This window comes from Ruegeria sp. AL3, assembly GCF_056536065.1.
This window is the reverse complement of sequence record NZ_JBQFJG010000001.1, coordinates 1663022-1677421: the sequence shown is the minus strand read 5'-3', so window position 1 is coordinate 1677421 and position 14400 is coordinate 1663022. Positions and strand designations below refer to the sequence as shown.

Annotated in this window: 17 protein-coding genes; 13 read left to right on the top strand and 4 right to left on the bottom strand. The window is 57.5% G+C overall.

The window, feature by feature from the left end:
• The first annotated feature begins 61 nt into the window (after positions 1 to 61).
• The 7 genes from rpsP to ACR3E6_RS08470 all read left to right on the top strand — a co-directional run bounded on the left by rpsP (position 62) and on the right by ACR3E6_RS08470 (position 3931).
• Positions 62 to 451, top strand: a complete 390-nt coding sequence (rpsP, locus tag ACR3E6_RS08500) for a 30S ribosomal protein S16 (RefSeq protein ID WP_010437590.1) — start codon at positions 62 to 64, stop codon at positions 449 to 451.
• A gap of 12 nt (positions 452 to 463) precedes the next feature.
• Positions 464 to 1099, top strand: coding sequence for a 5,6-dimethylbenzimidazole synthase (gene bluB, locus ACR3E6_RS08495; protein WP_480486700.1), 636 nt, complete (start codon positions 464 to 466; stop codon positions 1097 to 1099).
• Between the two features lie 6 nt (positions 1100 to 1105).
• Positions 1106 to 1255 carry a hypothetical protein gene (locus tag ACR3E6_RS08490; protein WP_162896811.1) on the top strand — a complete coding sequence of 50 codons (150 nt, stop codon included), beginning with the start codon at positions 1106 to 1108 and terminating at the stop codon, positions 1253 to 1255.
• The gene (rimM, locus tag ACR3E6_RS08485) at positions 1248 to 1751 is read left to right on the top strand and encodes a ribosome maturation factor RimM (protein ID WP_152457030.1); all 504 of its coding nucleotides are present in this window, start codon (positions 1248 to 1250) and stop codon (positions 1749 to 1751) included. Before ACR3E6_RS08490 ends, rimM begins: the two co-directional genes overlap by 8 nt.
• On the top strand, positions 1751 to 2566 hold the full coding sequence (locus tag ACR3E6_RS08480) for a hypothetical protein (protein ID WP_171637635.1): 816 nt from the start codon (positions 1751 to 1753) through the stop codon (positions 2564 to 2566). The genes rimM and ACR3E6_RS08480 overlap by 1 nt, the downstream gene beginning before the upstream one ends.
• On the top strand, positions 2563 to 3372 hold the full coding sequence (gene trmD / locus ACR3E6_RS08475; RefSeq protein WP_480486697.1) for a tRNA (guanosine(37)-N1)-methyltransferase TrmD: 810 nt from the start codon (positions 2563 to 2565) through the stop codon (positions 3370 to 3372). The genes ACR3E6_RS08480 and trmD overlap by 4 nt, the downstream gene beginning before the upstream one ends.
• A gap of 133 nt (positions 3373 to 3505) precedes the next feature.
• Positions 3506 to 3931: a hypothetical protein gene (locus tag ACR3E6_RS08470; protein WP_171637639.1), complete on the top strand. Its 426-nt coding sequence runs from the start codon at positions 3506 to 3508 to the stop codon at positions 3929 to 3931.
• Here the strand turns inward: ACR3E6_RS08470 and ACR3E6_RS08465 are convergent.
• Positions 3928 to 4728, bottom strand: a complete 801-nt coding sequence (locus tag ACR3E6_RS08465; RefSeq protein WP_210093792.1) for a glycoside hydrolase family 25 protein — start codon at positions 4726 to 4728, stop codon at positions 3928 to 3930. The two genes, ACR3E6_RS08470 and ACR3E6_RS08465, sit on opposite strands and share 4 nt — an antisense overlap.
• A 370-nt stretch (positions 4729 to 5098) precedes the next feature.
• Here ACR3E6_RS08465 and rplS point away from each other — a divergent pair, with 370 nt between their 5' ends.
• The 3 genes from rplS (at position 5099) to ACR3E6_RS08450 (ending at position 6118) form a co-directional block, all read left to right on the top strand.
• Complete coding sequence (gene rplS, locus ACR3E6_RS08460; RefSeq protein ID WP_152457026.1) at positions 5099 to 5482, top strand: 50S ribosomal protein L19; 384 nt, start codon at positions 5099 to 5101, stop codon at positions 5480 to 5482.
• Between the two features lie 11 nt (positions 5483 to 5493).
• Positions 5494 to 5715, top strand: coding sequence for a 50S ribosomal protein L31 (gene rpmE, locus ACR3E6_RS08455; RefSeq protein ID WP_050605278.1), 222 nt, complete (start codon positions 5494 to 5496; stop codon positions 5713 to 5715).
• A 175-nt stretch (positions 5716 to 5890) separates the two neighbouring features.
• Positions 5891 to 6118, top strand: a complete 228-nt coding sequence (locus ACR3E6_RS08450) for a hypothetical protein (protein WP_480486694.1) — start codon at positions 5891 to 5893, stop codon at positions 6116 to 6118.
• On the opposite strand, the gene ACR3E6_RS08445 is transcribed toward ACR3E6_RS08450, so the two are convergent.
• Both ACR3E6_RS08445 and ACR3E6_RS08440 read right to left on the bottom strand, forming a co-directional pair.
• Entirely contained in the window at positions 6115 to 7722 is a 1608-nt protein-coding gene (locus tag ACR3E6_RS08445; RefSeq protein ID WP_171724820.1) for an MFS transporter, read from the bottom strand. The two genes, ACR3E6_RS08450 and ACR3E6_RS08445, sit on opposite strands and share 4 nt — an antisense overlap.
• A gap of 77 nt (positions 7723 to 7799) precedes the next feature.
• Positions 7800 to 8687 (bottom strand): AEC family transporter, encoded by an 888-nt coding sequence (locus ACR3E6_RS08440; protein WP_480486692.1) that lies wholly within the window; start codon positions 8685 to 8687, stop codon positions 7800 to 7802.
• Positions 8688 to 8904: 217 nt separating this feature from the next.
• On the opposite strand from ACR3E6_RS08440, the gene ACR3E6_RS08435 reads away from it, so the two are divergent.
• Positions 8905 to 9714: a division plane positioning ATPase MipZ gene (locus ACR3E6_RS08435; protein ID WP_152457022.1), complete on the top strand. Its 810-nt coding sequence runs from the start codon at positions 8905 to 8907 to the stop codon at positions 9712 to 9714.
• Positions 9715 to 10048: 334 nt separating this feature from the next.
• Here ACR3E6_RS08435 and ACR3E6_RS08430 read toward each other — a convergent pair whose 3' ends face one another.
• A complete protein-coding gene (locus ACR3E6_RS08430; RefSeq protein ID WP_480486689.1) occupies positions 10049 to 11713 on the bottom strand; it encodes a tetratricopeptide repeat protein in 1665 nt (554 codons plus the stop codon).
• Between the two features lie 350 nt (positions 11714 to 12063).
• On the opposite strand from ACR3E6_RS08430, the gene ACR3E6_RS08425 reads away from it, so the two are divergent.
• Both ACR3E6_RS08425 and ACR3E6_RS08420 read left to right on the top strand, forming a co-directional pair.
• On the top strand, positions 12064 to 14118 hold the full coding sequence (locus ACR3E6_RS08425; protein ID WP_480486687.1) for an alkyl/aryl-sulfatase: 2055 nt from the start codon (positions 12064 to 12066) through the stop codon (positions 14116 to 14118).
• Positions 14119 to 14164: 46 nt separating this feature from the next.
• Complete coding sequence (locus ACR3E6_RS08420; protein WP_209835266.1) at positions 14165 to 14395, top strand: hypothetical protein; 231 nt, start codon at positions 14165 to 14167, stop codon at positions 14393 to 14395.
• The last annotated feature ends 5 nt before the right edge of the window (positions 14396 to 14400 follow it).

Here is a 14400-nt window from a genome sequence, read left to right as displayed (position 1 = left end):
CCCACGCCGGCTCAAACAAAGACACGCCTCTGGCGTGATGCCATTCAAAGGAGATACCACCATGGCAATGAAAATTCGTCTCGCCCGCGGCGGCTCGAAAAAACGTCCTTTCTATCGCATCGTTGCGGCTGACAGCCGTATGCCGCGCGATGGCCGTTTCATCGAGAAACTGGGCACCTACAACCCGCTGCTGCCGAAAGACAGTGAAGAGCGCGTGAAAATGAACATGGAGCGCATCCAGTACTGGCTGGATCAGGGCGCACAGCCCACCGACCGTATCGCACGCATGCTGGAAGCGGCCGGTGCCCGTGACAAGGCCGAGCGCAACAACCCCAACAAGGGAACTCCGGGCAAGAAAGCCCAGGAGCGCGCCGAAGAGAAAGCCGCCAAGGCCGCTGAAGCAGCCGAAGCCGCTGCTGCTCCGGCGGAAGAAGCCGCAGCAGAAGAATAAGCAGGCGCACGCGTGCGGGATCACCCCTTTACAGACGATTTTCGCACGCAGTTCGACCTGTTGTTGCGGCTCCGGCGGGATGTGCGCCGGTTCCGCACCGATGCGATTGACGAGGCAGTGCTGGCGCGCTGCCTCGACGCATTTCGACTGGCCCCTTCAGTGGGGCTCAGCGAACCCTGGCGCGTGATCCGCGTCGAAAGCGAAGCGGCAAGGGCCGCAGCGCTGAAGAATTTTCGCACCGCCAATGACCACGCTTTGGCGGGCTACTCGGGTGACAAGGCGCAGCTGTACAGCAGCCTGAAGCTGTCCGGGATGCAGGAAGCGCCCGTGCAACTGGCCGTCTTCTGCGACGACAGCACCGAAAAAGGGCTGGGACTTGGCGCCGGCACGATGCCCGAGATGCGGCGCTATTCTGTCGTGTCCGCGATCACTTTGTTCTGGCTTGCACTTCGGGTGGAAGGTCTGGGGCTGGGCTGGGTTTCCATTCTGGATCCCGACCAGATGAAGCGCGATCTGAATGTTCCTGAAACCTGGCGCCTGATCGGCTATTTCTGTGTCGGCCGGCCGGAACAGATGTCGGATACGCCTGAACTGGAACAGGTCGGCTGGGAAACCCGGGCGCAGGGCCTGGCGATCGAAACACGGTAAGACCTCATGTTCGGATTGATACGACTTCCCATTCTGCTGCTGATCGCCTTTATTGTGGGCGTGTTCTTCGAGCGCAACAACCAGCGCGAAGCCTGCAACGGGCTTGGCGAATGGAGAAACGGGATATGTTTGACGACTGGGGCAGCCAATGAGTGATCTGATCTGCGTCGGCAGCATTGCCGGGGCTTACGGTGTGCGAGGCGAGGTGAGGCTGAAAAGCTTTTGCGCCGTTCCCGAAGATATCGAGACCTATTCGCCGCTGACCGATGAAGCGGGCAAAGAGCGTTATCCGGTGGTATTGACGCGCACCATCAAGAACGGATTCGCGGCCCGCCTTGGTGGCGTTGAAACCAAGGAACAGGCGGATGCCCTGAATGGGTTGCGCCTTTACGCAAGGCGCGATCAGCTGCCGTCGCTGCCCGATGATGAATTCTACCACAACGATCTGATCGGGCTGGATGTCTATGACACCGGAGGCACCTTGTTGGGCAAGGTCAAATCGGTGCAGAACCACGGCGCCGCGGACTTGTTGGAATTGCACGGGCCGGGCCTGAAAACCACGGTTTTGCTGCCTTTCACGATGCAAGTTGTACCCACGGTGGATCTGGAACAAGGCCGTATCGTGGCCGACCCGCCCGAAGGCCTGATCTGATGCGTCGGGTCCTGCTGCATCTGGGCCTGCACAAGACAGGCATGACCGCAGCACAGTCCTTCCTCCATGAAAACCGGAAACTGATCTGGCCACGCTTCGCATTGGTACTGCCCTACAAAACGCGCAACAGCGGCTTGAGCGAGAGCGCCACGCGTCACTCGCTTTACCGGCTGGATTCCACATTGGCGGGTTTTGGAAGCCACCTGCACGCGTTTCTGGACGATCTGGATTTCGGCGCACGCCGGGGGTTGATCCTAAGCGAAGAGAATTTCGCAGGCTTGCGCCCCAGCAGAAACAAGCGAGAAGGATACGGTGCTGCACCGGAACTGGCGGAAACTCTGGTCAGCGTCGTGCGGCGTCGGTTTCTGGGTCATGAAACCGACATCACGATCTACATATCCTTGCGCGCCCGCGATCAATGGCTGCGGAGCCTGTGGGCACACGACTTGCAGAAATCACGCATGGTGCAGGATTTGGACGCCTTTTCTTCCGACCTGGCCAATCTGCCATCCCTTCAGGAAACCGCTGATGCCGTCCGGAATCGGCTGCCATCCGTTACGGTCAGAACAGAGTGGATGGAAGCGTTGCAGAACCACCGCCTTGGTGCAGGTGCGCCCTTGGCCGAATTTTTGAACCTGCCACCCGAGCTTTCGTCGCAGCTTGTCGGGCCTGCACATGGCACGCCAACATTTTCAGACGATGTGCTACAGGAAATCCTGGCGCTGAACCGATCCTCGCTGGACGACGCCGCCATGATCACCCAGAAGAAAGCTCTGATTCAATCCGCACAGAACGAACTGGCCCGCCAGACATGACAGAGAAACCCAGCAGATCCCACGGCCGCAAGGCGATCCGTCCTTCCCTGAAACCACGCGAGCTGATGACGCCGAGCCCTGATCTGCACGGGGTCTGGAAAGCCAAGATCATCACTTTGTTCCCGTCCGCCTTCCCCGGTGTTCTGGGCGAAAGCCTGACAGGTAAGGCCTTGCAGGAAGGGCTTTGGCAACTGGAAACAGTGGATCTGCGACAGTTCGGAATAGGCAAACATCGCAATGTTGATGACACCCCGGCTGGGGGTGGCGCGGGCATGGTTCTGCGGGCCGATGTTCTGGGTGACGCGATCGAACATGCGATGGCAGGCATTCAAGGAAACTGGCCGCTGATCTACCTCAGCCCGCGCGGGCGTCGCATGGACCAGCGCATGATGCAGAATCTTGCCCGTTGTGACGGCATGACCCTTCTGTGCGGTCGTTTTGAAGGCGTGGACGAGCGCGTTTTGGAACATTACGGCGTTCAAGAGGTATCGTTGGGTGATTTCGTCATGACCGGCGGCGAAATCGCGGCACAAGCCCTGATCGATGCCACGGTACGGCTGATTCCCGGAGTGCTTGGAAATCAGGCTTCGACAGAAGAGGAAAGTTTTGCCTCGGGTTTGCTGGAGCACTCCCAGTATACCCGCCCCGCAAGTTGGAAAGGGCGCCCGATCCCCGAGGTTCTGATGTCGGGCCATCATGGCCGGATCGCGGAATGGCGGCATAAAATGGCAGAAGACATCACGCGCGAACGGCGTCCTGATATCTGGGCGGAATATGTCAAAGCCACATCGGAAACCCAGGACTAGACCCGCTCGTTGTGGCCGGGATGCCTCAGTTTCGATGTTTGTCAGAATGCCATTTGAAGTTGAACACACCTAAACTTATTCACTTCCATACCCCATTGGTTTTTGGGTAATAAGAAGTGAAATAGAAGGCATTATGAAAAAGCTATTGCTTGGCACGTTACTAGTTGTCTCCGCCTGTACCACCAAACCGCTTGGGATGTCCGTTCCGACGCAAGCCGGTCACAATCTGCACTCTGCGAAGGTTGCCGTTGATTCCTGCTCTCAGGAAGCTGACGAGGGCGGCAACAGCGCCGTAATTGGCGGTTATGCAACCAATATCCTGCTTTGGGGCATCATCATCGGGCCTGCGGTCACCGCGCCATTTCAGGACGAGCTGCGCCAACAGGGCGAAATCGATCAGGTTGATCGCTGCCTGCGCGCACGCGGTTTCGAGCGGCGCGAACTGACCGCGGGTGAATCGTTCTGGGTGCGCAACGCCTTTGGTGATGAACGCGAACGGCGGCTGGACCACCTGGTCGGGGGCGGCACTATCGAAACCTACGGAACAGCCAAAAACTAGCGGCGCGCTTTCCAGCTGGCCCAAGTTTCTGGGGTGCCGTTGAACGTGTTGATGTCCACCCTGCCCTGAACCCCCGGCACCAGCCCGGTGCCGGTGTATTGCCAAAACCGCCAGACTGTGCGGGGATAGACCTGACGCGGATGGCCTGCGACGGATCGCAACCAGAACTCGGTTTTGGGCAAACGCCCGATATCCGTATCTGCAAAGAAATCCACTGTCGTATAGACGATGGGACGCCGGCCATAATGCCGTTCGAGAATGTCCAGAAAGCGCTGCGCTTCGGCGCGGACGGTTCTGCCATCGGGCCGCAACGTGCAGGTCTTGGAATGCGGCGTCCACTCCATGTCAAGAACATGCGGCAGATCTGCCCCTTTCGGGACGTTCTGAATGAACCAACGCGCCTGTTCCTGGGCCGATCGGCAGAAATAATAGTAATGATAAGCCCCCCACGGCACGCCCGCTGCCTGAGCACCGCGCCTGTGGTCGTCGAACAATGGATCCGCCACATCGCCGCCTTCGGTTGCTTTCAGAAATGCAAAGCTTACGCCCGAAGCTTTGGCCGTACGCCAGTCTATCGGTCCCTGCCAGCGCGAGACGTCAAGCCCGTGGATCGGATACAAGCCAGGGTGACGGCCTTCCCACTCATGCGGATCGGCGTCCCCAAAATCAGGATAGATTACGGACGGTGCCGTCCTGTCCACGCCCGGCGTGGGCTCCACGACCTGCGGTTTCGGGCCGCCGCGTCCGCACGACATAAGCAAAGCGGCTGCAATCGTCAGCATAAGTGCAATTCGCATCATGGGATCCTGTCTGAAATTTCTGCTCTTTCAATTTCCTTCAGAATGCCTGATCTGACCGCTGTGGCAACGGTGGGATTTTCGAAAGGCGGATTCCCACTGCTTCGCCATACGATTTGTTCTTGATCCCGGCACTCAATACCCTTAAACGACCGCAATCCGGTGCCGCATTCTGCGACTCCGGTGTTTTGGTTTGATTTTCGGCTTAAAGCCCGGCTTTCTTCGGCGGGGATGTGTCAGATCAAACCAGACCAAAGGAACATTCGATCTGACCTCTGGCGGGCTGCATGCAGGACCCGGTGAAGACCAAGAGCTCTCAGGCCGTGCCCAAACTTCGTGGACCAACCACGAGCATATAGGAGTACCTGCGATGGATCTTATCGCACAGCTTGAGGCGGAACAGATTGCCGCCCTGGGGAAAGACATCCCCGACTTCAAGGCCGGTGACACCATTCGTGTCGGCTATAAGGTGACCGAGGGGTCGCGCACCCGTGTGCAGAACTACGAAGGCGTCTGCATCGCGCGCAACAACGGCAATGGCATTGCCGGTTCGTTCACCGTTCGCAAGATTTCGTTCGGCGAAGGCGTGGAGCGTGTGTTCCCGCTGTATTCGACCAACATCGACAGCATCACCGTTGTCCGCCGTGGCCGCGTTCGTCGCGCCAAACTGTACTATCTGCGCACCCGCCGCGGTAAATCCGCACGTATCGCAGAGGTCACGAACTACAAGCCCAAGGCTGGCGCCGAAGCGTAAGGAACGGAAAGATGAAAAAAGACATCCATCCCGATTATCACGTCATCGACGTCAAAATGACCGATGGCACCGTGGTTCAGATGAAATCCACCTGGGGCGCCGAAGGCGACCAGCTGGCTCTGGAAATCGACCCCTCCGTGCACCCTGCATGGACTGGTGGTTCGTCGCGCCTGATGGACGCCGGCGGCCGCGTGTCGAAATTCAAAAAGAAATACGAAGGTCTGGGCTTCTAAGTCTGACCGGTTTCGATTTCGAAAGGCCGTCCCTTGGGGGCGGCCTTTTTTGTTGGAAGCTTCCATGTGTCTTATGGACGCGAAACCGGACTAACCGAACAAGATGCGTTTTGGCAAAGGCCCAGGGATGCTACACTCCGGTTGACCAACGCTCAGCTTCCACGGAGATCCGGACATGCCCCAGTACAATGACATGATCGAGCTTTCAATCGATGATATGGATCTGATTGAAACGGCGTTGCGCGACTCGATCGCTTCGTTGTCACATGTTGCTTCGGATGAACCAGAGGACAGCAGGACCGACCGGGAAGACACGTTGAGGCGCATTCACGAACTTCTGGGCAAGCTACACGATCAGAAGGTCTTTTTTCGCCCGCAGAAAGGGGTTTACCTCGGCGGTTAGGGGCTTGGTTGTCGCGGATTGCGGGTCAATTCCGCCGCACTGTGTACAGGGGGAACCGGCCCGCGCAACAACATCAGCGCCAGTGTCATTCCGGCCAGTGCCGCAATCGCGGCAACTAACATGGCATTGTCAAAGGCGTTGTCCTGCACATCCCGCAGGGCCTTCGCCAATGTGTCTCCCGCAGTCGGATCCATCCCCGATATCAATTGCTGTATCTGGTTCGGCGTTCCGTGTGTCAGCGCATGGGCCAGATTCTCGCGCTGGGTTGACCCGGCAGGCAACGCGTCGATCACCTCGGACAGACCTCGGCGTCTGGTAATCGCTTCAGCCAGACCGCCCACCACGGCACCAAGGGTTGCTCCGAAGTAGAGACAGGCGTTGATGACCCCAGAACCCTGCCCCACATGCTGCTCGGGCAGCAGGCGCAGACCCAGACGTGGCAACAGCGAAAAGCAGATGCCCAACCCGACACCGACGATCAGCAGCTTCCACCAGATTTCGGAAAACTGCGTTGTGTTCGTTGTTGCCATCAGCAGCAGGAACCCGCAGGCCATCGCCCCCAGGCCAATGGCGATCGGCCATTGAAAGCTGTAGGGGGCAAGAAAGCGGGGTGCGGTAGCCGATATCAAAAACATGCTGAGGCTGAGCGGCATGATCGCCAGCCCCGCACCGATGGACGAATACCCAAAGGCATCGGGCGATTGGACGAATGTATTGAAATAGACGAAGAAGCAGAACAGCGTGAAGCCAGTAAAGAACATCCCCGCCGCAGCCATCAGATAACGCGGATGGCGAAAGTACCGAAGCTCGATCAAAGGATCGTCGCTGCGGCGGGATACGATGACAAGGGCAATTGTCGACACGGCCGCCACGACCAGGGGCACCAGTGTCAAAGGCGAAGTCCACCCGCCGCTTTCCCCGTTGCTGAGCGCAAAGGACAATGGCCCGAGGAAAAAAAGAATGGCAACGGCCCCCGCATAATCGAACTTTGCCCCGGCAAGGCGGGTATCGGGAACGTATTTCCGTTTGCTGACATGCAGCCCGATGGCAAAGGCCACAGCCAGCAGAACCAGGTCGGCTGCAAAGACGGCGCGCCAGCTGACATAGTGGCCGAAAGCGCCACCGACGATGGGCCCGACACCGATCGCCAGACCGACAATCGCCCCCCAGACGCCGGTAACGCTGGCGCGCTGCTCTTCGGGCGTGGCCGCCGTCAACAGTGACAGGGACGTGCCGAACAAAGCAGCCGCGCCCGCGCCTTGCGCGCCGCGCCCGATAAGCAGCATCGCCCCATCCTGCGCCAACAGGGCAAAGGCAGACCCGATTGCAAAGACGATCATGCCAAAAAAGAACACGCCCATCTTGCCGGTAATGTCACCCAGCCGGCTGACGATGCAGACAAGTGTGGCGCTGGTCACGGAATACGTGGCCATCACCCATTGCAAACCTGACGGGGTCAAATCGAACTCGGCCCTGAGATTGGGCAATATGGTGGACACAGCGGTGGTGTTGAACCCCACGACCATCATGCAGATGGCCGTCATGGCCAGCACCACGCGGGCGCGGGACTGCGGAGATACACTTGCCGAGCTCTCATCGGCCATAAAACACCCACTGACCAAGAATGTTAAATACAATCATCATCAGTTTAACGATTTCTGGCCCTGCGCATAGAGTTGCGTCAGATCCAGTAAGACAGCGCAACTGGCAGCACCAGCACAGTACCGAGCGTCGAGACAAGAATGAACCCTGCCACATCCGGCCCGTATTCCGGAACATGCTGGTCGATAAACAGATAAGTCGCCACGGAAGAAGGCATCAGGCAACACAGGATCAGCGCACCCCGCTCGGTTCCCGTGAAACCAAACAACCAGATCAGAACACTGGCAATTGCAACCGCCATCGCCAGATGCAGGGCCGTTAGCAGAACCGCGCGACCCAGGCTTTTCACACGCAGCGTCGCGAGCGTATGCCCCAGGGTCAGCAGCATGAGCGGGATGGACAATCCACCCAAGATGTCAAAGGACTTTGCGACCGGTTGCGGCAGGCTCTGCCCCGTTGCCATCAGGATCAGGGCGAGGCCCACGGCATATATAATCGGGGACGTCGCCAGTTTCCTGGGCGAGAATTCTCCGGCCGGGATCCACATGCCGACGGTGAAGATGCTGATCAGCACAACCACCACGAACGCCATGGTATAGGCCATACCTGCATCGCCCAGCGCCAGCAAAGTGATTGGCAGGCCGATGTTGCCGACATTCCCGTGCATCAACGGCGTCAGAAAGGCCCTCACCGGCAAGCGAAGAGCCTTGAGCCCGACATACCCCAACACCCCGAAACCGGCCACCGCAAGGGCAGCGGCGGTCATCATGTCAAGAAACGTGCCCACGGCCAGTTTGGTGCTCGACAGATGAGAAATGATCAATGTCGGATAGCCGACTTTTGAGACGATCCCGCCAATGACCTTGTTGTCGAAAGGCGCCTGAATCACGGCAAGAACATAGCCAATACCAGCACAGATCAGGACAGGCAGAACCACGTTCAAAACATTCAGGAACAGGTGCTCCAAGCAAAAAACTCCTTGCCGAAACCGTTTGTCGACAGTGAATCAGTGCCATTGCAATGGCAAGCGCCCTGTGTAACCCGTGCACGGCGTTGGGTTTTCCCGATTGGAGTCTGATATTGCCCGAAAGCGCCGCTTGAGGTTCTTTCCTTCGCCGCCGACACAACATATAGTGGCTGACAACAACGTGTAGTGAAGCACGGCGGGACTTGGGAATACAAGCATGGCACATATCATTGTGGTCGGGAACGAAAAGGGTGGCGCAGGCAAATCGACCGTGTCGATGCATGTGGCGACCGCGCTGGCCCGATTGGGACACAAGGTCAGCACGTTGGATCTGGATCTGCGTCAGCGCAGTCTGGGACGATACTTCGAGAACCGCAACAACTTCCTCAAGAGCTCGGACCTGACCCTTCCCAGCCCGCGCCATCACGACCTGCCCGAGATCGATGCCGCAACGTTGAAACCGGGCGAGAACATCTATGACCATCGCCTGTCTGCTGCCGTATCCCAGCTGGAAAGCGACAGCGACTTTATTCTGATCGACTGCCCGGGGTCTCACACCCGTCTGAGTCAGGTGGCGCATTCGCTGGCCGACACCCTGATCACCCCGTTGAACGACAGCTTCATTGACTTCGACCTTTTGGCGCGGATCGACTCGAAGGGCGAAAAAATCCTTGGCCCGTCCGTCTATTCCGAAATGGTCTGGAACGCTCGTCAACTGCGGGCACAGGCAGGGCTGAAGCCGATCGACTGGGTCGTTGTCCGCAACCGGGTCGGTACGCAGCGCATGGTCAACAAGGAAAAGATGCAACGCGCGATCGAAATGCTGTCCCAGCGCATCGGCTTCCGCGTCGCCTCGGGCTTTTCCGAGAGGGTTATCTTCCGCGAACTGTTCCCGCGCGGCCTGACCCTGTTGGACCTGAAGGACATAGGCGTCAAACAGCTGAACATCTCGAACATCGCCGCCCGGCAGGAATTGCGTGACATGATGAAAGAGCTGAACCTACCGGGTGTAGAGATTGATTTCTGATCAGCTGTCCCGGCGACCGCCATGCCGACAAAGTGAGCTGCGCGGCGGCTGAGCGTCACACTGCTCGCCCCGGCCGGCCCGCGAGGCGATGTCTATCTCATGACGGAGAGTACGTTTTGCGTTGGATGCTCAGACTGCATTTCCCGGATCGCATGGCGAAGGGATCTCCGAGAGCGGGCTTCGTCGGTGGCCGGATGCGGTGAAAGCCGGGCGGTCAGCTGCGGCTGATCTTCGGCGACGTGACGGTCGAGCCCGCCGCCGACACCTCGGCACGGCTCGGGGGCGACGGCATTCAGAATTCCCGGCTTCGAAGATTTCCTTCGGTCAGATGTCGTCAAGCTTCGGCTTGCAGGCCGGCTTTACGAAGACTGTTCATCAGTTTCCTCTGAAACGAGTCATCGAATTGCCAGATTGAAAAAATGTCCCGCGCCTTTGATGCGAAATTTGGCTGTAGCGCCCGCAGTTCATTCAATGACGCCTGGGCCGCTTCTTGATTCCCCAACTCACCATTCAAGGCAGCCCCCCACAGATGCGTCCAAAAGAAGTTCGGCATGTCGATTTGATCCAGAATTGTCAGGGCCTGCTGGTGGTTTCCCTGATCGAACTCATAAATGACACGCGGGAAACGATACCAGTGCGGATGGACCGGGTTCAGGGCGATGGCCCGTTCCACGAAGGTCAGCCCTTCGTCCCATTCGCCACTGAAGGCCAATCTCATTCCGTAATGCGCCAGAACAGCCGTGTCATTCGGGCTCAGATCAATTGCGACCTGACCCGCCTGGCGAAACCCCTGAATATCGCCAAGAACAAAGCGCATGTTGGCCAGCATCAAATGCCCGGCAGCCAAATTTGGATCAATCTCCACCGCCCGACGCGCAGCCGCATCCGCGGCGGCAAAAAGATCTTGGCGGTCTCCGCCAAGACTAAACCGGACTTGTTGAAGATACAGGTTGGACAGTACTGCCCACGCTTCGGCATAGTCGGGGTTTTGTTCAAGCGCTCTCAGGATACAGGCCTTGATTGCGTCGTGCCGATCAAGATCGATTGTGACCTGATAGCTGTAGTAACTCAACACGCAGTCAAGGGCATCACGGTTTCCGGGCGGGGTGCGCGCCGCCTTCTTCATCGCGTCTTGCGTAAGAACACCGTATTTACCCGCAAGTTTTCCGATCACATCCTGTATGACCATGTCTTGCGCGGCATAGATGTCACTGGGTGAGCTGCCAACCTTGTATTCGTGAACCCAGATGTAGCGCTGGCTCTTGAGGTCTATGAGACGGGCAGACAATTCTACCGTGTCGCCCATGTCCATGACACTGCCTTCCAGCGCGAAATCCGCGTCGAACTCAGCGCGCAAAGCTTGTGAATCCGTGCCCCCTTGCGAAAACCTCCGCACGCTGCCCAAAGGGAGAACCCAAATATCACGAAACCGGACCAGCTCGCTGGTCAGTTGCTGTGTAATGCCATCGGCGAAATAGCTTGGCCCCTCACCCAGAGTGTCGAATGGCAGTACCGCAACCACAGGACCCTGCGGCAACGGTTGAACCGAGAGCTGAGCCGTTTTTGTGGGCGACGCAAAAAAAGAAACCCAGATCAATTCCCAAAGCACCAAAGCCCCGAAAACAGCCAACCCAGCCCTGAAAAATCGCCGGGGGCCGAAGCCGGAAACATGAGGGGGCGCAGGCTGTGCCGGTACTGGTTCCGCCGGGGGGGCAACGCTTTCAAACCTTGGGGCATAGCCGCCCTTGGGAATGGTCAATCGAATGGGATCTGATCGGCCGGGCCCAGCATAGTAGCCGTCTATATCTTGACGCAGTCGCCTCGCTTCAAGCCTGACAATCGGATCAATTTGCTGATCGAAGGTTTCATCCCGGCCGAAAACGGACATGGCGATGGACACGCCTTTGATTTGGTCCGCGCGCCCGGCCAGATACTCATCCACGATATAAGACAGAAAAGCGCGGCGCTGGGGTGTGGCGGTGAAATCTTGATGCTTCAAAAGGCGGTGCAACTGCGCCCGAATGTCATTTTCCGATAAGCCCAACTGAAGAATCCCGGTCCCGTAAAAAGTTCCTATAAATTAAGCACTCAGAGAGCTACGGGAACGTTCATACATGGGATTGAACTCGGGTGGCAACATGTTCGCACTTCACTGATCTTTTTCTCAGGTTAGCAGGAACGTGCAGTTTGCCACGCAGGCAGGCGCCGGAGCCTCAAGGAAGTGGCATTTGTGTTCAAAACAGCTACCGTCCCGTGCGGACGGTCTGATTTTCCCTAGTGGTGTGATTTTATTGCTGCTTCCTTGTCGCTTTCGTTATTTGCATTCAACTCGACAGGAACCGTTTGAACATGGCACGCCGACATACACTTTTTTTCTCTACCGCGCTTTCGATTTTGACGGCTGGTGCCGCGGTCGCGCAGGATCACTTTGACCCCAAGGGCAAGATGCCATCGAAATTCACGGTCGAATTTCAGGAGCAGATGCGCGACTCTCTACCATTTGACGATCAGCGCGATTTTGAAGAAAGCCGCAAAGGTCTGATCGCCGTTCCGGATTATCGCCAAATCAAGACCGAAGACGGCACTGTCGCGTGGGACATCGGCAGCTATGACTTCCTGTTGGAAGAAGGGCAGGATTTCGACTCGATCCATCCATCGCTGCAACGTCAGGCGATCCTGAACATGAACTATGGTCTTTACGAGATTCTGGAAGGCAAGATCTATCAGGTGCGCGGCTTCGATCTGTCGAACATCTCGTTCATCCGCGGCGAGACCGGCTGGATCATCTTCGATCCACTGGCATCGAAGGAAACGGCGGCGGCGGCGTTGAAACTGTTGAATGACACGGTAGGCGAGTTGCCGGTCAAGGCGGTTGTCTATTCGCACTCACATGCCGACCATTACGGCGGTGTCCGTGGTGTCATCACCGATGAAGATGTGGCCAATGGGGTCGAGGTCATCGCACCCGAAGGGTTCATGGAACATGCAGTGTCCGAGAACGTCTATGCAGGAAACGTGATGAACCGCCGTCTGTTCTTCCAATACGGTGTTTTGCTGCCGCGCGATCCGCATGGTCATGTGGATCAGTCGATCGGCAAGAACATCTCGGCCGGAACCACCGGCTTGATCGAGCCGACCCGCTATGTCTCGGACGATTATGAAGAGATCACCATCGACGGTGTGCGCATGATCTTCCAGAATACGCCTGGCACCGAAGCCCCTGCCGAGATGAACACCTATTTCCCCGACCTCAAGGCGTTCTGGGCTGCGGAAAACATCACCGGCACGATCCACAACATCTATACCCTGCGCGGCGCGCTGGTCCGCGATGCGCTCAGCTGGTCGAAGCATATCAATGACGCGCTTTATGAGTTCGGGCAGGAAGCTGAGTTGATGTTCGCTTCGCATTCCTGGCCGCGTTTCGGCAATGATCGCATTCAAGAGGTCATGCGTGCACAGCGCGACACCTACGCCAACCTCAACAACGGAGTGTTGAATCTGGCTAACAAGGGTGTGACCATCAATGAGGTCCATAATGTCTATGAGGTCCCCGAAAGTCTTCGGCAGCAATGGGCTGCGCGCAGCTATCACGGCTCGGTCGAACATAACAGCCGGGCAGTGATCAACCGGTATCTTGGGTATTGGGATGCGAACCCGACCACCTTGACGCCTCTGTCGCCCCAGGACAGCGCACCACTGTATGTCGAGATGATGGGCGGTGCCGATCCGATCCTGTCCAAGGGGCAGGACTTGATTGACGCAGGGCAATACTTGCACGCAACCGAGATCCTGAACAAACTGGTCTATGCCGAACCGGAAAATCAGCAAGCCAAGGACCTGCTGGCTGATGCGTTCGAGCAGATCGGCTATCAAAAAGAAAGCCCTTCGGTTCGCAACTCGTTCCTTGGTGCCGCTTACGAATTGCGCAACGGCATCCCGCAAGGTGCAACTATCGAAACCACCGGCCCTGACACGATCCGGGCGATGGAAACCTCAATGTGGCTTGATTTCATAGCCATCCGCGTCAACAGCGAAAAGGCGGCGGGTATGGAATTCACGATCAACCTGTCGATTCCGGACCGGGATGAAAACATCGTCGTCGAGATGAGCAACGCCACGCTGACCCACATCGTTGATCGAAAGGCACCCGACGCAGACCTGTCGATCGTCTTGAACAGAGCGGATCTGGAGAAAGTCATGACCGGAGAGAGCAAGCTTGTCGATATGCTGGCGGACGGAACCGCTCAATCCGAGGGCAACACCGATGTTGTGTCGCAATTGGCTTCGACTCTGGACCAGTTTGATCTTGGGTTCGAGTTGATGCCCGGAACCGGAGCCGCGGACCTGACACCGCCAGCCAATGACTTTGCTCAACCGCCGCTGGCGAACTCAAACGGAGGCTGAGTTCTACATGGATTGAAACTGGCAAGACCCAAGTCGGCATGGATTCATGGCAGCAGGAATAAAGCTGGCAAAACCCAAAACCGGCTTGGGTCACCTTTTCCGGCAGATATCAGAATTATGTGAGGTTCTGTCGCTTGTCCCCGGTGCAGCATCGGTGGATCTGGGTTCGAACCAGATACTGGCTCAAATCCACAACATACGCGATTATCCGATCAATCCCGGCGGGTCAAAGGCGTTCCATCACGTTTTTCAGCTTCGGCACCGCTGGAAGGAATAGCCGCA